The organism is Gemelliphila sp. 1F1 (assembly GCF_056897515.1).
Window position 1 is genome coordinate 123,699 of sequence record NZ_JBXHBE010000002.1, and the last position, 23,962, is coordinate 147,660.

The window sequence follows — 23,962 nt, forward strand, 5'->3', positions numbered from 1 at the left end:
ATCAAAGATTTGTCTAAAATTACATTTAAAATTACTTATTGCATTAGTGATAATATTTTATTTTTATTTTTTTCCGAAACATCAATACATTCTTTTATACCTTTGCTAGTGAATAATAACACAGAATCTGCTACATTACATAAAAATTCGTAGTCGTGTGTAATTACAAAAATAACAACATTATGCTCTTCACTAATATCACGAATAAGATTAGATAGATGTATCATATTCTTATAATCTAGTCCACTAGTAGGTTCATCAAAAATTAATATTTTCTTACCCGACAAAATTGCAGAAGCTACTACTACTCTTTGTTTTTCGCCACCAGATAAAGTATTAGGGTGTCTATCAAGAATATGTCTAATATTTAACTTGTCAACTACGTTATCAAAATTATCAAAATCTTTGCAACCTAATTTGAGCTCATTTATAACACTATTAGTAAAAAGTTGATAATTTACATCTTGCATAACCTGAAAACAATTTTTCGTTAAATCTTTTTTAGTAATCTTTTTGCCATCTAATATAATATTACCTTTATAATTTTTAAATCCTGATAATATATTAGCAAATGTAGTTTTTCCACATCCATTATCTCCAATAATAGAATAAATATTACCAGTAGAAAATGTTTCTTTTCCATGTATAATATTATTTTTATTTACTTTATAACTAACATTTTCTAAAATTAAGTAATCTTCTTTAGGGTTTTTCTGGTTTTTTTCTGGTATGACAACCTTTTGTAAATCTAGTTGTCTTGTTTGACAATGTGTTCCATCAAAGTTTCTAAGTTGTTCTTTATCAACCTTATGAAATAATTTTCCATCTTTTAATATATACATTCTATCAATTATATCTCGTAAGTAATAAATTCTGTGCTCTGCTATTATTATAGTTTTCCCATTTTCTTTCAATACTTCTACAATATCAGAAATTAATTTTATAGATTTTAAATCCAAATTACTTGTTATCTCATCAAGAACATAAATATCTGCATCTAACATCATACTAGCCATAAAAGCTAACTTCTGTTTTTCTCCACCACTTAATTCCATAATATTTCTATCTAACAAATTCTCAGCATTAAATTTTTTAGAAATAAACTTAATCCTATTCAGTATATCTTTTGAATCAAAACCAAAATTTTCCATACTAAATGCTAATTCACTAGTAGAATCTAAATGAAAAAATTGATTTTTAGGATTTTGAAAAACACTTCCTACTATTTTAGAAAACTCTGAAATACTATCTTCTATTCCTAAATGAGCTATTCTAAATTCTCCGCTATAACCACCACTATAATATTGTGGTGATAAGCCATTTAATATTCTTAATAAACTTGTTTTTCCACACCCAGAATTACCAGTTATTAATATACACTCACCTTTTTTAATATTAAGAGTTAAATCTTCTATATTCAATTTGTTTGAATTATCGTATTTATAATTAAAGTTTTTAAAAGTAATCAAAATTTCACCCCAACATATATAGAAAATATAAATAATACTCCTAAAAATAAATAATCTTGATATTCAAGAGATAATTTCACTATTGATGTAGCATTACTATTATTATCAATTCCTCTGCACAAACAAGATATTGACAAATCATTAGCAATATTCGTGCTAATTATTACATAGGGAACAAAAACATATTCTATAAATTTTAGAGGATGACAAAAATAATAGAAATTACTGACTCCTATACCTTTTAATTTTAGAGAATTTTTTATTAGCTTATAATCTGTTGCCATCGCTGGAAAAAACCTAAAAATTACAGCCAAAACTATAATAATATTTTTCGGAACTTTTATACTTCGTAAAAAAGTGATTAACTCCGATACTTTAGAACTTCCCACTAATATTATTCCTGAACAAATAGGTAAATATATTGTTTTGTACATCAAGGAACTTAATAATAAGAAATTGTCAATAAATGCAAAAGTAACATATTTAGCAAGGTAAATTTCATATAATGTAAATATTAGATAAAAACTGTACACCCTTATAGCACTTTTATACTCAAATAGTAAAATTATCAAAAATGTAAAAAAAGTAACCACAAATAAATGCTCATAAACTGACATTTTTTTGAACATTAAAATATTAGCTACTAAAAGCAAAATAATTTTTGATCGTATATCTAATTTTAAAAACATATTACAATCCTGCTTTGTCAAAATTTTTGAAATAAAGTTTTCTACTAATATAAGTTCCTATTAATGTAGATAAAATTGTAGCTATTATCATAATAATAAATATTTGTAAGCTAGAATTAGACATAATAAAATCCACTTTTTCTTGACTATATCCTCTAGCTTGAAGATGCTCTATGTAGCTATCTTTCATAAAGTAAAGAGGAATAACTGTACCTAATCCTCCTAATGTGAAAAATTGATAAGAAAGATATTCATTATTTTTTCTAAAGTAATACTCTGCAATAAATCCGAATAATACAGTTATAGGAAAAGCTAGTGCTACGTGTCCTGATAATAATAAGAACAATCCTGATATTACAGTAGTTATTAAAATAGCGTTATTTTTATTAATTTTATTAAAAATTAGAGTGAATGCTGGAGCTGCAAATAATCCCGTTCCTACTGTTGTAAAAATAGAAAAATACAGTTTACCCGCAAATAATAAGGAAACTACAGCAGCACACACTCCTACCCCAACTCCCATAAGAATTATTAATAATAAATTATACAATCCTAACTTTATTAAATCATTTACTTGTAATTTGTCTTTATCATTATTTTTTATATAGTTTAATTTTTCTGACATAAAATTCTCCTATATTCTCCTATAATAGTGATTGTATAACTTTTACTGCTTCTTCGTAGTTAGGTTCATTACCTACTTCTTCTACTAAATCTATATATCTAACTATGCCTTCCTTATCTACGACCATAACTTGTCTTGCTAATAGAGCTAACTCATTTATAAGTCCACCAAAGTTATTCTCAAAATCACGATATTTATAATCTGACACTGTTATTGCATTGTCTATTCCATTGTTAGCACAAAATCTACCAAGTGCAAAAGGTAAATCTTTTGAGACTGTTATTGCAACTAAATCTTTGTAATTAGACATTTCTTTATTAAAACGAACTGTTTGTAATGCACATATTCCTGTATCTATAGATGGGAATGAATTAATTACTAGAACTTTCCCTTTATAATCATCTAAATTAAAATCTGTCATATCACTACGCACTGCCTTAAAATTAGGACAAGTACTATTTACATCTATTCCTTTATGTTGTACAGTTACAGGTGTACCTTTAAACGTTATATGTTTATCCATATATTAATTTCCTCCCGTTAATTATATTCTTAATGATAACATATATCAATTAAAAATCAAAGAGATTAATTGAACTATATTTTCATTTGCTCTCTTAATCTCTAAACATTATTTTTTATTTTCATAATGATATGCTAAACGTGGACTTCCGTCTGATACATATATAATACCGCAATACTCAAAGCCATTATTTAAAATTAATTTCTGCATTAAAGTATTATCTTTATGAGTATCTATTCTTAAATTATCAATTTGTTGTTTACAAAAACTCAGACAATCTTTCATTATATTTTTGCGACTACCATCACTAGCTATACGATGTATCGTTCTATAAACATCATTGTTAAGCCACTTACCTTCTATATAATTATAAGTAATGTCTTCTCCTATAATAAATGAAAAAACACCATAAATATCTTTATCATCATATATTACATATAGCTGTTCTTTTTCTATATCTTCGATAAGCAAATTTCTAGATGGATAATTATTTATCCATTGTGAATGATTATTATTTTTACGCATAAAATTACGTGCAATATCATAAATTATTAATATCTTATCGATATCTTCTTTAGTAGCTAACCTAATCACTTAATCCTCTCCTTTTTATTTTTCAACATATTATTGACAAATACCGCAAAAATTACCCAACTAAGACCTAGAAAATATCCAGCTATAACATCTGTAGGATAATGAACACCCAAATAAACTCTGCTAAGACAAATCAAAATACTAAATGTGATACTAAAAAAATAAACTAATCCTTTAATATTATAATTCTCTACTTTATTTGATATTATATATGCTATTGATAAATAAACAATTATAGATCCCATGGAATGTCCACTAGGAAATGAGTATCCTGTGGCATCTACAACGTTTGTTATTATATTATCTACAAATGGTCTTGGTCTAGCATAATAATTTTTTAACAATTTATTTAATATAGCTGCTCCTAAAAAAGTAGTTATAATAAGCCATATCGCTTCTCTATAATATTTATATTTAAAAATTAAGACTAATACAACTATTGCAACCAGAAATACTAAAAAATATGTATCACCTAAATGAGTAAAATTCGATATTACTTTATTAAGAAAATCACTTCTAATATCATTTATATAATACCAAACTTTAAAATCAATATTGTTAACATTGTTATTGTCAAAGTTAGTTGCTATAAACAAAAATATAGCAAGAAAAAATAATGAAAAAATTATTTCAATTATACTATTTTTCTTAAACAAATTAATCTCCTTTTCTATTAGAATATAAATTTAAAATAGATTGTGTATATCCTTGTTGACTATATTTTCTATCAATATTATTTTTTACTTTATTATTTATACGTATTGCCAATTTTTCATAAAATTTTCTAAATTCATCGTAATTTTCGAATTGATAACCCATATCGTCACTTGTTAAAATATCATCTAAACTTGCATCTTTTCTCACAAGAAGATATAATCCACTAACTGCCGCTTCTAAATAAGTAAGACCTTGTGTTTCACTAGTTGAACTAGAAATAAATATATTTCCTAAAGTGTAATAGTTTTGAATTTTGTCCCACTCTACATAACCTGTAAATTTGACATTATTTTCTATGTTTAATTTAGATACTAATTTCTCCAAAGATTTCTTATAAGGTCCATCTCCTACTATTATTAACTTAATATTTTTATGATTTTTCATTAATTTCGAAAAGTACAGAATAGATTCATCAATACCTTTTTCTTCTGATAAACGACCTATATTAACAAATACTATATCTTCTGCTTTTATTTTCATTTTTTTTCGTAAGTTTGAAATATATTCTAAATCTATATTTTTGAATTTATCAAAATCTATTCCTGTTGGAATTATTGTTATATTTGTATCAACTTCATAAGATTCTAATAATTTCTTTGTTTTATCAGTAGGAACGACAACTTCATTAGCATTATTACAGAAATATTTTGTAGCATTTTTCACAAAATTTATTGTGTATTTATTTTTAGGAAGTTTTAGATAATGAATATATTCTTCATAAATTGTATGATATGTATGTATATGTTTTATATTCAATTTTCTTGCTATTCTAAGTCCTAAAATTCCTAGCGAGAATTCTGTATGTGTATGGATAACATCTATATTTAATTTTTTAACTACTCTTAACCACTTATAATACATAGGCATACTAAATCGTCTATCTTTCATAAAAATAAAAGGGATGCTAGATACTCTATATTCACAGTCTTCTTTTGTTTGTTTAGGATTGGTAGTAGTAAAAACATATACATTATGACCCTCTGCTTCTAAACCGATTTTCAATTGATACACAGAAGTTGCAACTCCATTTATTTCTGGATAATAAGTATCGGTAAACAACGCAATATTCATAAATTCCTCCTTAGACTATAACATTTAGTAATTATAACACAATATATAAATTATAAGCTAGTAATATTTTATAGTTAGTAACCAAAATAAACATTTTGTTGTAAACCAATAATTTTTTATATAATAGTTTAAAGATTATATTTTATGCAACCTTTTTTAATTAATATTTTTAAACAATATTGAACATTAAACATTTTTTACACAAAAAAATATTAAGTACGGTTAAAACACCGCACTTAATATTTTTATTTAAATTCTGCTACTTTTAAACGTGCTATAGATTTAGCCAAAGCTATTTGAGCTCTTTTTACATCTGTATTTTCAGAAGCATTTGAAATACGTTCTTCTGCTCTACCTTTCGCACGTTCTGCACGATCTTTATCTATATCGCATCCTTGTTCAGCTGTTTGAACTAATATGGAAACTTCTTGTCCATGACATTCAGCAAATCCTTCACTAACTGCAAAATAAATTTCTTCTTTATCTTTTATGACTTTTAGAACACCTATTTTTAATGTTGTAACTAGCGGTTCGTGATTTGCCATAATACCTATGCTTCCACTATGTGTTTCCATAGAAACCATATAGATATCTTTATCTTTATAAATTTCACCATTAGGAGTAGCAATACTTACATTTAGAGTAGCCATGTTTACCTCCTAAATTTTATACTTCGACACCTAAATTACGAGCTTTTTCTAAAACGTCTTTAATTCCTCCAACTAGACGGAAACAATCCTCTGGTATATGATCATATTTTCCTTCTAGTATTTCTTTGAATGCTGCTACTGATTCAGCAACCGGTACATAAGATCCTGGTTGCCCTGTAAATTGTTCTGCAACATGGAAGTTTTGTGACAAGAAGAATTGAATACGACGTGCTCTATCTACTGTTTTCTTGTCTTCATCACTAAGTTCGTCCATACCTAGAATAGCAATAATATCTTGAAGTTCACGATATTTTTGAAGTGTTCTTTGAACACTTGTAGCTACTTGATAATGTTCCTCTCCTACTATTTCTGGAGATAATGCTCTTGATGTAGATGCTAGTGGATCAACAGCTGGATAAATACCCATCTCTGTCAATGCACGTTCTAAGTTTGTAGTTGCATCTAAGTGAGCAAATGTAGTTGCTGGAGCTGGATCTGTATAGTCATCAGCTGGAACGTAAATTGCTTGGATTGATGTAACAGATCCTTTTTTTGTTGATGTTATACGCTCTTGAAGACGTCCCATTTCCGTTGCCAATGTAGGTTGATATCCTACGGCTGATGGCATACGTCCCAATAGTGCTGATACTTCTGAACCTGCTTGTGTGAATCGGAAAATATTATCAATAAATAACAATACGTCTTGTCCTTCTTCATCACGGAAATGCTCTGCCATTGTAAGACCTGTTAATGCTACACGCATACGTGCTCCAGGAGGCTCGTTCATCTGCCCAAACACCATGGCAGTTTTATTAATAACGCCTGAATCACTCATTTCATAGTATAGGTCATTTCCTTCACGAGTACGTTCTCCTACTCCTGTGAAAACAGAAATACCACCGTGTTGTTGAGCAACGTTATTAATAAGCTCTTGGATAAGAACTGTTTTTCCTACACCTGCTCCACCAAAAAGACCTATTTTTCCACCTTTTATATATGGCGCTAATAAATCTATAACTTTTATTCCCGTTTCTAGAACTTCTACTTGTGTAGATAACTCTTCAAAACTTGGAGCTTCCTTATGTATAGAATCTTTCTTAACATCGTCTCCTGCATTTTCTTTATTATCTACAGCTTCTCCTAAAACGTTAAATACTCTACCTAATGTAAAGTTACCAACAGGTACACTTATTGGTCCCCCTGTATCTATAACTTCTGTTCCTCTACTTAATCCATCAGTAGAAGCCATAGCTATTGTTCTAACTGCGTTATCTCCTATATGTAGAGATACTTCCAGTACTAATTTTTCTCTATTTCCGTCGCCTTTATCAATATACACTTCTAATGCATTTAATAAGTCAGGCATATGACCTGGTTCAAATTGAACATCTACTACAGGTCCTGTAACTTGGAGAATATAACCTTTATTCATTATGTTCCTTGCTACTTTTCTGGTAGCCTCTCCTTTCATAATTTTTGAAAATTATTGTGTAGCTGCTGCTCCACTAACAATTTCTGTTATTTCTTGTGTAATTGCTGCTTGTCTAGCACGATTATATTTTATAGAAAGTGTGTCGATAATTGTTTCAGCATTATCTGTCGAATTTTTCATAGCTGTCTTACGAGCAGAATGTTCACTCGCTTTACTATCCAAAATACTACCATAAATCATACTTTCTGCATATTGAGGTAATATTATACTCAATACTTCTACTTCACTAGGTTCAAATTTATAACTCCCTAATAAAGCATTATTATCTTTATTTAATAATTCTTCTGTTTTTTCTATCGGTAACACTTGATCTTCTGTAACTACTTGAGAAATCATACTTACAAAGTGGTTATAGTGAAGATAAACTTTATCATATACTTTATCTTCATAATAGCCAACTACTTTACTAGTAATTTCTTTTACATTAGCAAAACTAGGTTCATCTGGTAAATCTCTATAACTAGCCACCACAGGAAAATCATTTTTTCTAAAAAATTCTGCTCCATAATTTCCTATAGCTAGAATACCATATTCATCTTTGTTACTATGTCTAGTAGTCACTGTATTAACAAGGTTACGTATTACGTTAGAATTAAATCCTCCGCACAATCCACTATCACTTGTAATGACTACATATAATGTCTTTTTAACTTCTCTCTTATCTAGCATAGGATGTTTTATACTAGTGTTATTAGAAAAGATTGTTGTTATAACTTCTTGCATCTTTTTCATATAAGGCGTAAATTTAACGGCATTAGCTTGTGCCTTCATTAATTTTGAAGTTGATACCATTTCCATAGCCTTAGTAATGTGGCTTGTTTTTTTTGTAGAGTTTATTTTATTTTTTATATCTCTAAGTGATGCCAACTAATTCACCGCCTTTTCTAATTTTATTAAGAGAAAGTTTTCTTAAATGACTCTATAACCTCATTCATAACTTCCGGACTTGGTAGGTCTTTTGTTTCTTGAATATGTTTTATAGCTTCATTAGGATTTGCATCTAAATAACTATACAATTCTTGTTCAAATCTATGAATATCTTTAACTGCAACGTCATCTAAGTAACCTTTAGTTAATGCATAAAGTATCATTACTTGTTTTTCTACTGGTATTGGCTTATGCAAGTCTTGTTTTAAAACTTCTACCGTTCTTTGTCCACGATCTAGTTTTGCACGTGTTGCAGGATCTAAGTCAGATCCAAATTGAGCAAAACTCTCTAATTCTCTGTATGAAGCTAAGTCTAAACGCAATGTTCCAGATACTTTCTTCATTGCTTTAATTTGAGCAGATCCACCTACCCTAGAAACTGACAACCCTGCATTAATTGCTGGTCTAACTCCTGAGAAGAATAAGTCTGATTGTAAGAATATTTGTCCATCAGTTATAGATATAACGTTCGTTGGTACATATGCTGAAATATCTCCAGCTTGTGTTTCAACAAAAGGTAATGCTGTTATACTACCTCCACCAAAATCTTCATTAACTCTAGCAGCTCTTTCTAACAGGCGACTATGCAAGTAGAATACATCTCCCGGATATGCTTCACGTCCTGGTGGTCGTTTAAGTAATAATGATAATTCTCGATATGCCGCTGCTTGTTTCGATAAATCATCATACACTATTACTACATCTTTTCCATTGAACATAAATTCTTCAGCCATAGCTACTCCTGCATAAGGCGCTATGTAAAGTAACGGCGCTGGTTGTGATGAAGAAGCTGTTACAACGATAGTGTAATCCATTGCTCCATGCGATCTAAGTGTTTCTACTACACTTCGTACAGTAGATTCTTTTTGACCTATTGCAACATAAATACAAATCATATTTTGACCTTTTTGTGCAAGAATAGAATCTATTGCAACAGAAGTTTTTCCTGTTTGTCTATCCCCAATTATTAGCTCCCTTTGTCCTCGTCCAATTGGAACTAAAGAATCAATTGCTTTAATACCTGTTTGGAATGGAACAGACACTGATTTACGTCCCATTACACCTACTGCTGGAGATTCTATAGGACGACGTTTTGTAGTTTCTAATGCTCCACGTCCATCTACTGGTTGACCTAAAGGATCAACAACACGTCCAATAAGCTCATCACCTACAGGCACATCCATAACTCGTCCTGTTCTACGAACTTCATCTCCTTCTTTAATATGTGTAGTAGGACCTAGAATAACTATACCTACATTAGTTTCTTCCAAATTTTGTGCCAGTCCCATTACTCCAGTTTTTGGAAATTCTACTAGCTCTCCACTCATTATTTCATTAAGACCGTATACTCTAGCTATACCGTCTCCAACTTCTATTACCGTTCCGACATCTGTTGACTTTAATTCAAACTGATAATCTTCTATTTGAGATTTTAGTAATGCACTAATCTCTTCAGCTTTTATAGCCATCTATGTCCCTCCTTAAACTAATTTTTAGACTTTATATTGTTGCAATTTTTTTCTGTAGTGCTTGAATTTTAGCTTTAATACTAGCATCAATCACTTTTCCATTGTAGGAAATTTTTAAGCCGCCTATTAAAGACTCATCTATTACATTTTCAATTGCAACTTCATCTAAATTAAACGATTGTTTTATAGTTGTTGCTAATCTAGAAAGTTCATCATCACTTAATTTGTAAACTGATTCTACTTTAGCTACTAACTTGTTATTGAAAACATTATTCATATCCTTGAATACTTCCAATACGTCTTCTATTAATACTATACTTAAATCATTTGCCAATATTTTGATAACATTAAGAACATATTTATTGATATTTCCAAATGACTTATCAATGATTTGACATTTTAATTCTTTACTAATATTAGGGTTATTCATTAAAGTAATGAAACTATCTTCTTTTAAAATAGCTTTTGAGCTTTCAGTTAAATCATTATCTACTAAAGATAATACGTCATTCTCTTTAGCTATATTAAATAGTGTTTTCCCTATTTTATTAGCTAAAATCGACTTGCTCATTACTTATCCCCTACCTCTTTTATTATTTTATCTACAAGAGCACTTTGTGCATTAGCATCAAGTTCTTTTTCTATAATTTTCGAAGCAACTAATACAGAAAGTTCTGCTATTTGTTTATTAATTTCATCAATAGCTTTGTTTTTCTCATCTTCTATGTCGCGTCTAGCATTTTCTTTCAATAATTCTGCTTGTTCTCTAGCATCACTCAAAATTGAATTTTTCTCAACTTTAGACTGCTCTCTAGCGTTTTCCATCATTTCTTTGATTTCTGCTTGGGCATTTGCTAATTTTTCTTGATTTTGTCTTAACAACTCTAAAGCTTCTGCTTGATTACGTTCAGCATCATCAAGTTGACTTTCTACTAGCTTTTGACGTTCTTCTAACATATTTAACAATTTATCCCACGCATATTTTTTTAATAATACTAATAGAATAATAAATGCTAATATGTTAAAAATAATATTTCCAACATTGACACCTTGTCGAGAAGAATGCTCTGTAGCTAATAATAGTAAATCTTTTACCATAATTAACTGTTCTCCTATCTTAGTATTTGTTTATTTAATCTTAGATGAATGCTAATATGAATGCTACAACTATACTAAGAATTGGTAATGCTTCTACAAGGGCGAACATCATCATAGCACTACTTCTGAATCTTGGCTCAAGTTCTGGTTGACGTGCAGACGCCTCCATATATTTACTGAATAAAAGACCGTTACCTAATCCTGCTCCTAAAGCCGCTAATCCTGCTGCTATACCTGCTCCTAATAATCCCATAATTTAATACCTCCAAGTTTTTTATATTTAATATAATATTATGAATTATTTTTTAGTGTTCATCTGACACTTTGTGTGATAAGTAAATAAACACCATACTTATAAAGATATATGATTGGATAAATCCTATAAAGAATGAGAATCCTTTCCATATAACTAAACCTACTACTCCTAAAACTCCAGAAAGAACACCAGTTACTGACAATGCAGCCATAGTTGCTAATCCTGTTAATAGTCCTAGTAGCACCTCTCCTGCGTAAATATTACCAAACAAACGCAGCGATAAAGTTAACACATTTACAAACTCCTCTATAATTTTAAATGGCGTAAGCATGGCTCCATTTGACGTATATGTCCCAAGATAGTGCTTAATACCTTTATATTTTATCCCATAATAATGAGTAAATAGTATAAAAGTAGCAGCCATTGTAAATGTGAATGTTGGGTCTGCTGTAATCGAATTTAAATATAGAACATCATTATATTGGATTTCAACAATAACCCCAATAGAGTTAGCTACAGCTATTAATGAAATTAACGTTAATCCCATAGCCCACAGACCTCTACCGTATTTAGACCAACTAATATTTTCAGATATAACTTTTTTTACTAAATCAGCTATAATCTCTACTAGATTTTGTCTTTTACTATTTGGTCTCAAATCTATTTTTTTCGTTAAATACACCGCTACAAGAAATGTAATAATACATGTTAAAGTTGTAGCAAAAGCGCTAGGAATATTTAGCGTAATATCTGTTCCAAATAGCTTTGTGATGAGATAAGTTTGCTCGTGCATATATTCTTGCTCACCTCTTCTCCTTTTTTATATTTTAATTACCTATTTCAAAACAACAGATATATAACAATTATATTACTTTCTTAAGACGTTTTCAAGTAATCTCAAAATTTTATTTAGTTCCAAAAATTCTATCCCCGGCATCACCTAATCCAGGAACAATATATCCGTGATCATTTAAGTGGCTGTCTAATCCAGCAATATAAATATCTACATCTCCATGAGCAGCTTGCAGAGCTTTAACTCCCTCTGGAGCAGCAATAAGACACATAAATTTTATGTCTGTAACTCCCCTTTGTTTTAATGAATCAATAGCCGCAATAGCAGATCCTCCAGTTGCTAACATAGGATCAACTACAATAAATTGTCTTTTTTCTGGCTCACTAGGTATTTTTACAAAATATTCATGTGGTTGCAAAGTTTCTGGATCACGATACAATCCTACATGTCCAACTCTAGCTGCTGGCAGTAGAGCCATTAACCCGTCTACCATTCCAAGACCCGCGCGTAAGATAGGTACAAAAACTATTTTTTTCCCTGCCAATCTCTTACAAGTAGTTGTTTGGATTGGAGTTTCTACCTCCACATTTTCCAACGGTAAATCTCTTGTCAATTCATACCCCATAAGCATTCCTACTTCGTTTGTTAACTGTCTAAAATCTTTAGAACTTGTTTTTACATCACGAATAAAAGATAATTTGTGCTGTATTAATGGATGATCAAATACATGTACTTTTGACATAATAATTCTATTCTCCTTATTTTTATATATTAATACTATAATTTTACTTTAATTTTGTTATTTTAACAAGGTAAAATAGAATATTCCACATATATTTCATAATAAATTTTATAAATAATACTATTCTTGTATTAATGCCAAGTAATTTATAATAAGGATTATACAAAAAATTAATGTTTATGTTATAATTAGTTAAATAAATTTAATAGGAGTGTAGAAATGAAACGAAAATACACAATGCCTCTAGCGTTTATATTATTTATTATAGAATATATAGCTATTCCATTAGCAATACTAAAATTTACTAATATAGAATCAATAAATAAAGCTGCATTTTTTATTATTTTATCTTCTATATTTTTTGCATTTTCTACAAATTTAATATTTACTTATTTTTTAGGAAAACAAATTATTTTTCCTATTAGCTCCGCTGTAATATCATTAGGACTACTATTTATTTTTAATAAATCTGTATTGATAATAATTGGTTTAATTATTGTCTTCTCATTCTTGGGGTATTACTTAGGATCAATATTTCACAAAAAAGACTAGGAGGTAAATTTATGAATTTTTTAAATGTAGGTAGACAATTATTATTTGTATATATTTTATATTTATTTATGTATTTTTATCCACCATTAGCTAATCCTTTTGTTCCTCTGAACATAATAGAATTAGCTTTTATAGTAGTTGTAGCAACTATAAGTTTCTTAGTATTGTACTATGTAGGAACAAAAAATAAATTTAATCTATCATATAATACAGTGAGTACAATTCAGACAATAATAGTTATTGTATTAATTATTTTGTTAGTATATAATCCATTATCTTTTTCTGCTATGTACAATATTTATCCTAATAGAATATTATCTATAATAATTTTAATTATTTGGCTTATTACTATGATAATTTTTGCAAAAAAAGCCAATATTAACTATGCGTTTATCCTAATATTATTTATTCCAACTATTGCTCAAGCTATTTTGATGAGTAGTTCAAAAACAATTATAATATACGCTTATATACCATATTTAACACCTTTATTAATGGCTTTTAGTTATGTACTTTACCTTATAATAGCTCAAAGGAGAAAATAATTGAAATTAGTAGTAGCATTAATATATAAAGAAAATTGCATCTTAGCACTAAAAAAGAAAAAGAATAACAGTCATTTTATTTTACCCGGAGGTAAAATAGAAAAAGGAGAAGAGAATTTTGAAGCATTAATCAGAGAGCTTAATGAAGAACTTCAAATTACGATAAACAAAGAGCAATTAACGTTTTTGGGAAAAGTTAAATCTATTGCTCAATTTGAAAACTTACCTCTTGAAGCCGATGTATTTACTGTAAATTATCAAGGAAAAATTACAGTATCTAATGAAATAGAAAGCTTCTCTTGGTTAAATATAGATAATATTGATAGAACTAAACTTGCTAGAGCTTTTAATTTAATAATAGATACATATATAAAACAGTAAAATTATTAATAACATTATACTTGTATATATAAACATTAATTAATGTTTATATTCATAAGTGTAATGTTATTTTTATATTAAAATTGTTATAATTGATAATAATTATCATTGCCTTGTTATTTATATTTTTAAGGTATATAATTACTTTATAAATTTTAAGGAGAGGTTATAAATGACAAACATATCTAACAACTATCACCATATAAAACATTATAAAACACAACAAAAAACAAAAAAAACTGTTTATATAATTTTAATAACTACTCTAGCTTTTGCATTAATAGAATTAATCGGAGGTATTCTATCAAATTCTCTAGCTCTTGTCGGAGATTCATTTCACATGTTTTCTGACGTTCTTGCATTAGCTGGAAGTGCCATCGCAATTTTCTTTTCTGCCAAAAAGCCTAAAGGTAATTTCACCTTTGGATATCTTAGATTAGAAATAATCACTGCTTTTGTTAATGGGTTAGCTTTACTTGTAATTTCAATTTATATAGTAATTGAAGCTATAGATAGATTTATAAATCCTCGCGATATAAATTTGAAATCTATGATAGGAATAGCTGTTATCGGTTTAATTTTTAATATCGTAACTACCTTACTACTTCATAACAATACAAAACATGAGCATAACTTAAATATTCAAAGTGCATTATGGCATTTTATAGGAGATTTACTTAATTCAGTAGGTGTTATTATTTCTGGAATAATAATTTACTTTACAGGATTAGTGATAGTTGATGCAATAATGAGTGTTATAATTAGTATTATCCTTTTTAAAGGAGGATATAAAATTACAAAAAAAGCATTCTTAATACTAATGGATCATTCTAGTATTAACGTTGAGGAAATTGCTAAAGATATATTAAATGTAGAAAATGTTAGTAATGTTCACGAGTTTCATGTATGGCATACAAACGATGAGGAAACAAATGCAGCTATGCATATATTATTAGAAGATTACAACGGCACAGACTATATTGTCGTAGAGAAAATAAAAGCTATTTTAAGAGATAAATATCAAATTGACCATATATTCGTAGGAATAGAAAATATTGACTACAATAAACATTAAAAAAACTATGAGGATATTAACTTATCCTCATAGTTTTTTTATCAATTTATATACTATCAGTACTCAAGCTTAAATCTATATTTTGCTCTACTTCTAATAATACTTGAGCTACTTTATTTTTAATGCCTGCTACCGCCCCTGAATTTAAATATAACCTATTAGGAGCTTTTTCCATATCTGCAACTGCTAATATAGCCTTTGCAACTAATTTAGGATCACCGCTCTGATTATGATTAAGTTTATCCAAGCCTTCCATAGTCTGTTGAACGACCTTATATCCATCAATTTGCATCTTAGGTTTTTTCATTGAAGAATTGTCCAAGAAATCCGTTCTAACTCCACCAGGACAAATAGCCGTTACTTGAATATTAAATGGTGCTACTTCTATCGCCAAAGCCTCACTCATCATAATAACTGCCGATTTAGTTGCAGAATAAATAGATTGACTTGGACCAGTTACTGAACCTGATATTGAAGCTAGATTAATAATATTACCTGATTTTTGATTTCTCATATAAGGTAATACTGATTTCATAACATTGAACGTTCCAAAAACATTGACTTCAAAATTATCTTTTATTTCATCTATAGAAAATTCTTCAAGAGCACCTAATATAGCATATCATGCATTATTAACAACTACATCTATTCTTCCATATTTTTTAATAATTTTCTCTATGGCATTGTTTACACTATCTTTATCCAAATTCATAGATAAAGGATAGAAATTTTCTATTAAATGCCCATGTGTTTTAGAAACTTCATCTTTTAATTTCTCTGGATTCCTAGATGTTCCTACTACATTATAGCCTTTCTCTAATCCATGAATAACAATTTCAAGACCTATTCCTTTTGAGGCACCTGTAACTAATAATACTTTTGACATTACTATTCTCCTTTTCACTTATATTTTAAACATTATATCTATCTAGAAATACAAAAATTATTGCATTTATAAATTATTTATACTAAAATTACAATTTACATATTTTCGACCGAATCAATATACTAACCTTACTACTTACTCAATTTAAGAATTTCTACTTTGAGTATATTTCAATATATTTTTTACTTGGTTAGAACAATTTTAATTTAAAAATAAATTAACTTCTTTAACAAATTCTTCACAATATTGAAATAATGATCCGTGTCCAGAATGTGGATATATCACTAATTTACTATTTTTAATTTTTTTACTCATATCAATAGAATTTTTTGTTGGAACCATCATATCATTATCACCATTAACAATTAATGTAGGATGCAAAATAAATAGTAAATCATCCTTAGGAGCTATCCCCCAACGTTTTATAGCTTTTAATTGTCTAAGAAAATTCTTTACACTTATTTCTTTGTCCTTGTATTCTTTTTCGCGACTATTAAGTCTTGATAATACTTCATTTGCTACTATTTTTCCCTCATTATCATGGTTATAAAAAATATATCTTTTTGGATCTGTTCTATACACAAATGCTTTAAACATATATTTAAATGTTGTTCTCGTTACTTTATCAATACCTTCTCCACCCCTATAACCTGTTCCAACTAAAATAAGTTTTTCTACTAAATTACCATCTAAACGAATAATTTCTTGCGCAATCATTCCTCCCATAGATAGACCTAGAAGATTTACTTTAGTATGACCTAATGCTTTAATAATTGAAATTCCTTGCTTTGCCATTTCTGGTATAGACTTTGGTACCGTACCTTCACTAGCACCAACTCCTGGTAAATCAATTAATATTATATGATTATTTTGAGATAGTAAGTCAATTAATTTCGGATCCCAATTATCCATTGTAGCTGCTAAATGAACTAACATTACTAGCGGTATTTCACCTTTTCCTATACCTACTTCTCTATAAGCAATTTTCAAATCGCTTACTGTAGTATAATTATTTTTTGTCGTTAAATATGGCATACTATTTCTCCTTAAAAGTTATTATTGTTTTTCCTTTCGAACGACCATTAGCTATTTTATCTAACGCTTTATTTATATCCTCAAAATTATAAACAGTATCAATAGATGGTTTAACTTCTAATTTAGTAAAAATATCTGCTACTTTTTGTAATTGTTCTCCACTAGATTGTACAAAAATAAAATCATAATGGATCCCGTATTTTTCAGCCATATTATCAAATTTGCGCCCTACTATACTAAATAAAAATTGCTTCCATTTTGGTAAGTTCATTCTTTTGGCAAAATTTCCATTAGGCATAGCTTTCAATGATATTAAATGTCCACCCTTTTTCATAATGGACATCTGTTTTTCTGTCTCATTTCCTCCTAATGTATCTAAAACATAATTAATATCCTGCAAAATCTCTGAATAATCTTGTGTTTTATAGTCAATAAATTTATCCGCCCCTAGCTTCAAAACACGCTCACTATTATCACTAGAACCATTTGTTACTACCGTTAATCCTTTTGCTTTAGCTATCGGAATTGCCATTCCTCCAACACCACCTGTTCCCCCAGATATAAATATTGTTTTTCCACTTTTTGCTTGCATAATGTCTAGCGCTTGCATAATTGTTAATGCTGTAAGTGGGATTGCCGCAGCTTCTTCATCGGTTAAATAATCCGGGACTTTAGCTAATACATCTTCTTCTATTGCTATGTACTCACTAAAAGCTCCTATTTTGTCAAGTGGCATTCTTGCAAATACTCTATCACCTAAGTTAAATTTTGTAACAGAATCTCCAACTTTCTCTACAATTCCTACAAATTCATTACCGGCAACTTGTGGCAATTTATAAGGAACTATTAATCTAACTTCTCCCCTTGAAATCATGTTGTCTAATGGATTTAATCCTGCTGCTGTAACTTTAATTAATAATTCATTATTATTTATTATAGGAACATCTATTTCGTTAAATTCTAAATTAATATTATTTTTACTATATTTTGTATGTACTGCTACTTTCATCTATTTTTCTCCTATTTTATATAAATCTCTAATTAATTGTTGTAATGTTTTTTTATTAAGTTCCTTAATGAAAGCAGATTGAGCTTTATCAAATGTTGGAATTAATAATTTTTTTATATTTGCTCCTATGGGACATTCTATATTAGTATTTTCGTGTATGCTTAAAATACTTCTTCCTGGATAAATGCTATTATATATATCAGCTAAAGTTATTTCATCTTTCTCTTTTGCCAAAAAAAATCCAGCTTTTCCTTGATGACTATCTATTAATTTTGATTGCTTAAGTTGAGATATAATTTTTCTAACATAACTACTATTCGTATTTACACTTTTTGCTATCAGCTCCGATGATGAAATTTCTTTGGTCTCTGATATAAAAATCATAATATGTAATGAAACAGAAAACTTTGTATCCATAAAATACCTCTTTATACTTGTACTTGTATCTAATACAAGTACATATTAACACTTTTATTTTTTATTGTCAATATTAACCTTTTAAATTATTCAATCTCAAAAGAAAATTACACGAATTTTAACAACATTAAATAATAAAAAATAGCTATATAATAAAATTATAAGTGAACAAAAAATTACATTTAATTTTTATTATATAGCTTAATTATTAAAAATAATATTTAATTAAAATTATAAACTATTATTATTTTTTAAATAATAATAGTTAAAATATAATTCTATATATCTCTTTCCTTTACGAAACTTTCAAATAATCTAACAGCTTCTACTGTTCTATGATCCAAAAACAAACTCGTATTCGTATCTAGAGAATTAATTTTTTTCATTTCTTCAGAATTTAATTCGAAATCAAAGATATTTATATTTTCTTGCATTCTTTCTTTTTTAACTGATTTGCAATTCGATGATATTCCTCTTTGGAATAGCCATCTCAAAATAATTTGAGCTACAGATTTACTATGTTTTTCTCCAATTTCTTTCAAAATTTCATTAGAGAATATCCCATCTCTTCCTTCTCTAAATGGTCCCCAAGATTCTGCTAACACATTTTCGTTTTTCATATTTTCCACCGCTTCTTCTTGAACAAACAATGGATTAATTTCAATCTGATTAACTTGAGGAACATCTAAAAATGTTGCTAAGTCAGACAATCTATCTGGGTAAAAATTAGAAACTCCTATTGCTCTTAATTTTCCAGATTCTCTTAAATCAATAAGAGCTCTGTATGAAGCGTAGTAATCACCAAATGGTTGATGTAATAAAACTAAATCAATATAATCTGTTTTTAATTTTTCTAAACTTTGCTCTATAGATTGTTTTGTTTCTTCATATCCATAATTAGACAACCATACTTTCGTTGTTATGAACAATTCTTCTCTAGGAACATTTGCTCTCTCCAGTGCATTTCCTAATTCTTCTTCATTCATATAACTTTGTGCTGTATCGAATTTTCTATACCCTACTTCTATTGCATCTAAAACAGCTTGTTCTGTTTCTTCTTTTGGAATCTGAAAAACTCCAAAACCTACTGCTGGCATTTTTACCCCATTATTTAACGTAAAATATTTCATAATGAACCTCCGTAATGTATAAAATTTATAATATATACTTTACAATATTATTACTATATTGTACACTATTAAATAAGAAATTTACATTTCACAATTAGAAATCTACTGAGGTAATTATATGATTAATTTAAATGAATTAGAACACTTTGTAGCATTAGAAAAATATAAAACTTTAACAAAAGTAGCAGAAAACTTCCATATTTCTTCTCCGACAATTACTAGAAGTATGCAAAATATTGAAGAAAGTTTCGGTGTTTCTTTGTTTAATCGCAATGCGAATAGAATTGTGTTAAATGAAACTGGAGAGAAGGCTTTAGAACTATCTAAATATTTACTCGAAGAAACAAAAAGAATTATTAATGAAGTTAAATTATATGACCAGACTCTAAAAACTGTTTCTATAAAATCAGTTGCTCCTATGCCTATGTGGAAAATAATTCCTATAATTTCTTCATATTTTCCTAATATGACCATTTCTTCAAATATTGCATTAACAAAAGATATTTTATCAGCAATAGAAAATAAAGAATTTGATATTGTAATTTTGCCATATAAACCCAATACTAACGAATACCCTTATAAAAAATTATTAGAAGAAAAACTTATGATATCTGTACCTATAACTCATGAATTAGCCACAAAACCATCAGTATCTTTTGGTGATATCAATGGATTTAACTTTCTCCTAAAAAATAATCTTGGATTTTGGGATACATTATGTCGAGAAAAAATGCCATCTTCAAAATTTCTAGTACAAAATAATGATTTTGAATTTACAGAATTAATAAAAAATTCCTCTTTACCTCATTTTATAACTGATTTATTCAATGAATATTCAGCTGAAAAATTTAATAGAGTAGTTATACCGATAAAAGATAATGCTGCAAATATTAGTTTCTATATTCTATTTAAAGACTATAAAATTTATAACATATTAAAAAATATTATTTAATAATCTAATCTTGTTACTAATATCTTATTTTAAAAATTTAATGCAACAGTAAATTTTAATTTTACTATTGCTTTTTATTTATTACAATACATTACTTATATCATCTATTATTTCTATAGTTTGATTACTTATTTCTTTTGGTAACATAACTTTATCTTTATTAATAACTATCAATATAGCTTTATCATTGCTTAAAGTTAGAGAAATAAATGGATAATGAATAATTATAGGTGTATTATCTCCTACTCCTAATTCTAAATACAATACTGCCTTATCTTTATATTTATTTACAAATTCAATATACTTCTCTCTTTGTCTTTGCAGCCCATCATCTTCTACAAATCTATCATCTATTCTTAAATTCATAGTCATTGGTTCTTTGCATTTAGGACATAATGGAACAAGATTACTAGGTATAAGCATATCTTTCTGCTCTTCAATCATTCTTTCAATAATTTTTTTATTATCATAAGTTTTATTATGACAAGGCTTTGAACATTGAAACAGTCCAAAATCTCCTTGCATATAAAATAACTTATCTTTATCAAATCCTGCTAGTTGTAATTGATGATCAACATTAGTTGTAATTACAAAATAATTTTTATCTTTTATCATATTTAACAATTTATAATAAGGTTTACCTACTTCAACATTATACCGATTGTAGTAAATAGTTCTACTCCACCAAGCCCAATATTCTTCAAGACTCCCAAAAGGGTAAAATCCCCCTGAATATATATCCGTAATTCCATATTTTTGTTGAAAATCAGAAAAATATCTCTCAAATCTTTCTCCAGAATAAGAAAATCCACTAGCAGTAGACATACCCGCTCCTATACCAACTATTATTGCATCTGCTTTTTCTATTTCATTAGTCAATATATCTTTCATTTGATAACTTTCTCCTATAAATCAATTCATCAACATCTTTAAAAACATTAAAAATAACTTTCAATTTATTGTTTCTATTATTTATAAATTCTTTAACTGTGTTTATAGCAATTTCTGCTGCTTCCTCATTAGGAAATCTAAACTCTCCAGTAGAGATGCAGCAAAATGCTATGCTATCTATTTTTTCTTCTGTTGCTAATTCCAAACAAGACAAGTAACTAGACTTTAATGCTCGTCTATGCTCTTCTGTAAGTTCTCCAGAAACTATAGGTCCCACTGTATGAATAATATAATCACTAGGTAAATTAAATGCAGGAGTCAATTTAGCAAATCCAGTTTTCTCATCATGTCCTTGCTCCTTCATAATATTGTCGCAAAACTTTCTTAGCTGAACTCCAGAAAATGTATGTATAGCATTATCTATACATTTATGATTAGGTATAAAACAACCTATCATTTTAGAGTTAGCCGCATTAACGATAGATTCAACTTGCAAGAGGGTAATGTCTCCTTTATGCAGATAAATATTATTAGAAAATCTCTCTAACGAATCTATAGTAATATAACCTTTATTTTTTAATTCATTTTGTAAATAACTATTTTGTATCTCTATAAATTCTTGTGATGTTTCTTTAGGTAATCTTATATTTAATAAGCTTCTAAGTAATACCTTTTTATCTTCTTCGTTATCTGGTATTTCTATATTTTCATATCTACTATCCTCATTTAACAAATATCTAATCAAAAATTGTCTTCTTCCTTCTTGTGTCATTTTTATTCTCCTGTAAAATTAAAATGCTTGATATAAATAATTATCAAACATTAATAAACTTCAGATGTTTACAACACTATTTTTTCAATTATTCTTTAAATTGTATTCATTATCATTAGTTTTTAATTTTAAAATAATAGAATAATTTTTACATTCTTCTTAAAGTATTATTACCCTTATAATTATAATATAATAAAAATAATATTATTGTAATAATTCCTTAATAGCTTCAACTAATGGTGTTTGAGGATGACCAAGAAATTTCTCAAGATCATTAGAATCAATATCTAATTGTCCATTTCTTATATCAGATTGAATTGCCGTCAATATAGCAACCGCTGATTCTGGCAAACCATCATCTTCTAATAACTTTTTAAAATCTTCAATATCTAACGATATAACTGGAAACTCTAAATTTGTTGCTTCTTTAACGGCTTTTGCAAAATCACTATAAGTTATTGGTTTTCCACTTAGTTCATAGACTTCTTGTCCAGCAAAAGATTGTGTTAGAGCATTTGCTGCAGCTTCAGCATATTCACGACGTAATGCCCAACCCGTACGACCATCTCCAGCGCCATAAATAAATCCTTGTCCAGCAATGGCAGCCTTAATTGATTCCAACTCATTTTCAATATACCAGTTATTGCGTAATATTTTATAATTAAAATCTGTTGTAGCCAAAAGTTTTTCAGTTACAATATGATCCGGAGCAAGTACCGCTGTTGAATCAAGTCCTTTAGCAATACTTGTATAAACAATATTTTTTACCCCTGCTCTTTTAGCTGCTTCAATAACATTAATATGTTGTTGTTCTCTAGACACGTTTTGACCCGGTGTCCCCGATACAAACATTAGAGTTTCTATACCATCAAATGCTTTTTCTAGTAAATCAACATTCGAATAATCACTAATTCGAACATCATACCCCCTATCTGAAAATATTTTTCCTTTATCTTCAGAACGAACAAGAACAGAAATATCTTTAGTATCTATCTTTTTAGATAAGTGTTCTAATATTGCTCCCCCTAGCCCTCCAGTAACTCCTGTAATTAAATAAGTCATAATCTTCCTCCTTTAAAAATTTTATAATATTGATTTTTCTTTTGTATAATAATATAATAATATCGTTACTTTACTTTGTAAAGTAGGTACCTTTTTGTAAAATAGTTACTTAAATATAACTAATTAATAAAATACACTTT

At 28.3% G+C, this 23,962-nt stretch carries 28 protein-coding genes and 1 pseudogene; 5 read left to right on the forward strand and 24 right to left on the reverse strand.

All coding sequences use genetic code 11. The features are described 5' to 3' along the window. Positions 1 to 35: 35 nt before the first annotated feature. The 16 genes from AC1XWJ_RS02780 to upp all read right to left on the reverse strand — a co-directional run bounded on the left by AC1XWJ_RS02780 (position 36) and on the right by upp (position 13,115). The gene (locus tag AC1XWJ_RS02780) at positions 36 to 1,469 is read right to left on the reverse strand and encodes an ATP-binding cassette domain-containing protein (protein WP_483334370.1); all 1,434 of its coding nucleotides are present in this window, start codon (positions 1,467 to 1,469) and stop codon (positions 36 to 38) included. Further along, entirely contained in the window at positions 1,466 to 2,158 is a 693-nt protein-coding gene (locus AC1XWJ_RS02785) for an energy-coupling factor transporter transmembrane component T (RefSeq protein WP_483334371.1), read from the reverse strand. Before AC1XWJ_RS02785 ends, AC1XWJ_RS02780 begins: the two co-directional genes overlap by 4 nt. A 1-nt stretch (position 2,159) precedes the next feature. Next, complete coding sequence (locus AC1XWJ_RS02790; protein ID WP_483334372.1) at positions 2,160 to 2,783, reverse strand: MptD family putative ECF transporter S component; 624 nt, start codon at positions 2,781 to 2,783, stop codon at positions 2,160 to 2,162. Positions 2,784 to 2,802: 19 nt separating this feature from the next. Then, on the reverse strand, positions 2,803 to 3,306 hold the full coding sequence (gene tpx / locus AC1XWJ_RS02795; RefSeq protein WP_483334373.1) for a thiol peroxidase: 504 nt from the start codon (positions 3,304 to 3,306) through the stop codon (positions 2,803 to 2,805). A gap of 108 nt (positions 3,307 to 3,414) precedes the next feature. After that, on the reverse strand, positions 3,415 to 3,900 hold the full coding sequence (locus AC1XWJ_RS02800; protein ID WP_483334374.1) for a hypothetical protein: 486 nt from the start codon (positions 3,898 to 3,900) through the stop codon (positions 3,415 to 3,417). Then, the gene (locus AC1XWJ_RS02805) at positions 3,897 to 4,556 is read right to left on the reverse strand and encodes a phosphatase PAP2 family protein (protein ID WP_483334375.1); all 660 of its coding nucleotides are present in this window, start codon (positions 4,554 to 4,556) and stop codon (positions 3,897 to 3,899) included. Before AC1XWJ_RS02805 ends, AC1XWJ_RS02800 begins: the two co-directional genes overlap by 4 nt. 1 nt (position 4,557) lies before the next feature. After that, positions 4,558 to 5,688 (reverse strand): glycosyltransferase, encoded by a 1,131-nt coding sequence (locus AC1XWJ_RS02810; RefSeq protein ID WP_483334376.1) that lies wholly within the window; start codon positions 5,686 to 5,688, stop codon positions 4,558 to 4,560. A 245-nt stretch (positions 5,689 to 5,933) separates the two neighbouring features. Further along, complete coding sequence (locus tag AC1XWJ_RS02815; RefSeq protein WP_483334377.1) at positions 5,934 to 6,338, reverse strand: F0F1 ATP synthase subunit epsilon; 405 nt, start codon at positions 6,336 to 6,338, stop codon at positions 5,934 to 5,936. A gap of 16 nt (positions 6,339 to 6,354) precedes the next feature. Further along, positions 6,355 to 7,770, reverse strand: a complete 1,416-nt coding sequence (gene atpD, locus AC1XWJ_RS02820; RefSeq protein ID WP_483334378.1) for a F0F1 ATP synthase subunit beta — start codon at positions 7,768 to 7,770, stop codon at positions 6,355 to 6,357. 51 nt (positions 7,771 to 7,821) lie between these two features. Further along, entirely contained in the window at positions 7,822 to 8,697 is an 876-nt protein-coding gene (gene atpG / locus AC1XWJ_RS02825; protein ID WP_483334379.1) for an ATP synthase F1 subunit gamma, read from the reverse strand. 26 nt (positions 8,698 to 8,723) lie between these two features. Further along, complete coding sequence (gene atpA / locus AC1XWJ_RS02830) at positions 8,724 to 10,226, reverse strand: F0F1 ATP synthase subunit alpha (RefSeq protein WP_483334380.1); 1,503 nt, start codon at positions 10,224 to 10,226, stop codon at positions 8,724 to 8,726. Between the two features lie 31 nt (positions 10,227 to 10,257). Next, complete coding sequence (atpH, locus tag AC1XWJ_RS02835; protein ID WP_483334381.1) at positions 10,258 to 10,797, reverse strand: ATP synthase F1 subunit delta; 540 nt, start codon at positions 10,795 to 10,797, stop codon at positions 10,258 to 10,260. After that, positions 10,797 to 11,324 carry a F0F1 ATP synthase subunit B gene (gene atpF, locus AC1XWJ_RS02840; RefSeq protein WP_483334382.1) on the reverse strand — a complete coding sequence of 176 codons (528 nt, stop codon included), beginning with the start codon at positions 11,322 to 11,324 and terminating at the stop codon, positions 10,797 to 10,799. Before atpF ends, atpH begins: the two co-directional genes overlap by 1 nt. 40 nt (positions 11,325 to 11,364) lie before the next feature. Then, positions 11,365 to 11,577, reverse strand: a complete 213-nt coding sequence (atpE, locus tag AC1XWJ_RS02845) for a F0F1 ATP synthase subunit C (RefSeq protein ID WP_179943072.1) — start codon at positions 11,575 to 11,577, stop codon at positions 11,365 to 11,367. A 52-nt stretch (positions 11,578 to 11,629) separates the two neighbouring features. Further along, positions 11,630 to 12,373 (reverse strand): F0F1 ATP synthase subunit A, encoded by a 744-nt coding sequence (atpB, locus tag AC1XWJ_RS02850; protein ID WP_483334383.1) that lies wholly within the window; start codon positions 12,371 to 12,373, stop codon positions 11,630 to 11,632. Positions 12,374 to 12,485: 112 nt separating this feature from the next. Further along, the gene (upp, locus tag AC1XWJ_RS02855; protein ID WP_483334384.1) at positions 12,486 to 13,115 is read right to left on the reverse strand and encodes a uracil phosphoribosyltransferase; all 630 of its coding nucleotides are present in this window, start codon (positions 13,113 to 13,115) and stop codon (positions 12,486 to 12,488) included. 219 nt (positions 13,116 to 13,334) lie between these two features. Here upp and AC1XWJ_RS02860 point away from each other — a divergent pair, with 219 nt between their 5' ends. The 4 genes from AC1XWJ_RS02860 to AC1XWJ_RS02875 all read left to right on the forward strand — a co-directional run bounded on the left by AC1XWJ_RS02860 (position 13,335) and on the right by AC1XWJ_RS02875 (position 15,668). Next, entirely contained in the window at positions 13,335 to 13,667 is a 333-nt protein-coding gene (locus tag AC1XWJ_RS02860; RefSeq protein WP_483334385.1) for a hypothetical protein, read from the forward strand. Between the two features lie 11 nt (positions 13,668 to 13,678). Next, a complete protein-coding gene (locus AC1XWJ_RS02865; RefSeq protein ID WP_483334386.1) occupies positions 13,679 to 14,212 on the forward strand; it encodes a hypothetical protein in 534 nt (177 codons plus the stop codon). Then, a complete protein-coding gene (locus AC1XWJ_RS02870) occupies positions 14,213 to 14,593 on the forward strand; it encodes an NUDIX hydrolase (protein ID WP_483334387.1) in 381 nt (126 codons plus the stop codon). 172 nt (positions 14,594 to 14,765) lie between these two features. Continuing rightward, positions 14,766 to 15,668, forward strand: a complete 903-nt coding sequence (locus AC1XWJ_RS02875; RefSeq protein ID WP_483334388.1) for a cation diffusion facilitator family transporter — start codon at positions 14,766 to 14,768, stop codon at positions 15,666 to 15,668. Positions 15,669 to 15,714: 46 nt separating this feature from the next. On the opposite strand, the pseudogene AC1XWJ_RS02880 reads toward AC1XWJ_RS02875, so the two are convergent. The 5 genes and pseudogenes from AC1XWJ_RS02880 to AC1XWJ_RS02900 all read right to left on the reverse strand — a co-directional run bounded on the left by AC1XWJ_RS02880 (position 15,715) and on the right by AC1XWJ_RS02900 (position 20,145). After that, a pseudogene (locus AC1XWJ_RS02880) lies at positions 15,715 to 16,554 on the reverse strand (SDR family oxidoreductase). A gap of 201 nt (positions 16,555 to 16,755) precedes the next feature. Further along, complete coding sequence (locus AC1XWJ_RS02885) at positions 16,756 to 17,589, reverse strand: alpha/beta fold hydrolase (protein WP_483334389.1); 834 nt, start codon at positions 17,587 to 17,589, stop codon at positions 16,756 to 16,758. A 1-nt stretch (position 17,590) separates the two neighbouring features. Beyond that, complete coding sequence (locus AC1XWJ_RS02890; RefSeq protein WP_483334390.1) at positions 17,591 to 18,598, reverse strand: NADP-dependent oxidoreductase; 1,008 nt, start codon at positions 18,596 to 18,598, stop codon at positions 17,591 to 17,593. After that, positions 18,599 to 19,015 carry an Rrf2 family transcriptional regulator gene (locus AC1XWJ_RS02895; protein WP_483334391.1) on the reverse strand — a complete coding sequence of 139 codons (417 nt, stop codon included), beginning with the start codon at positions 19,013 to 19,015 and terminating at the stop codon, positions 18,599 to 18,601. Between the two features lie 278 nt (positions 19,016 to 19,293). Next, positions 19,294 to 20,145, reverse strand: a complete 852-nt coding sequence (locus tag AC1XWJ_RS02900; protein ID WP_483334392.1) for an aldo/keto reductase — start codon at positions 20,143 to 20,145, stop codon at positions 19,294 to 19,296. A 118-nt stretch (positions 20,146 to 20,263) separates the two neighbouring features. Here AC1XWJ_RS02900 and AC1XWJ_RS02905 point away from each other — a divergent pair, with 118 nt between their 5' ends. Further along, positions 20,264 to 21,097, forward strand: a complete 834-nt coding sequence (locus AC1XWJ_RS02905) for a LysR family transcriptional regulator (protein WP_483334393.1) — start codon at positions 20,264 to 20,266, stop codon at positions 21,095 to 21,097. Between the two features lie 81 nt (positions 21,098 to 21,178). Here AC1XWJ_RS02905 and AC1XWJ_RS02910 read toward each other — a convergent pair whose 3' ends face one another. The 3 genes from AC1XWJ_RS02910 to AC1XWJ_RS02920 all read right to left on the reverse strand — a co-directional run bounded on the left by AC1XWJ_RS02910 (position 21,179) and on the right by AC1XWJ_RS02920 (position 23,822). Next, positions 21,179 to 21,988 (reverse strand): SIR2 family NAD-dependent protein deacylase, encoded by an 810-nt coding sequence (locus tag AC1XWJ_RS02910; protein WP_483334394.1) that lies wholly within the window; start codon positions 21,986 to 21,988, stop codon positions 21,179 to 21,181. After that, positions 21,969 to 22,760, reverse strand: coding sequence for a protein-ADP-ribose hydrolase (locus tag AC1XWJ_RS02915; RefSeq protein ID WP_483334395.1), 792 nt, complete (start codon positions 22,758 to 22,760; stop codon positions 21,969 to 21,971). Before AC1XWJ_RS02915 ends, AC1XWJ_RS02910 begins: the two co-directional genes overlap by 20 nt. A 204-nt stretch (positions 22,761 to 22,964) precedes the next feature. Further along, on the reverse strand, positions 22,965 to 23,822 hold the full coding sequence (locus AC1XWJ_RS02920) for an SDR family oxidoreductase (RefSeq protein WP_483334396.1): 858 nt from the start codon (positions 23,820 to 23,822) through the stop codon (positions 22,965 to 22,967). Positions 23,823 to 23,962: the final 140 nt, after the last annotated feature.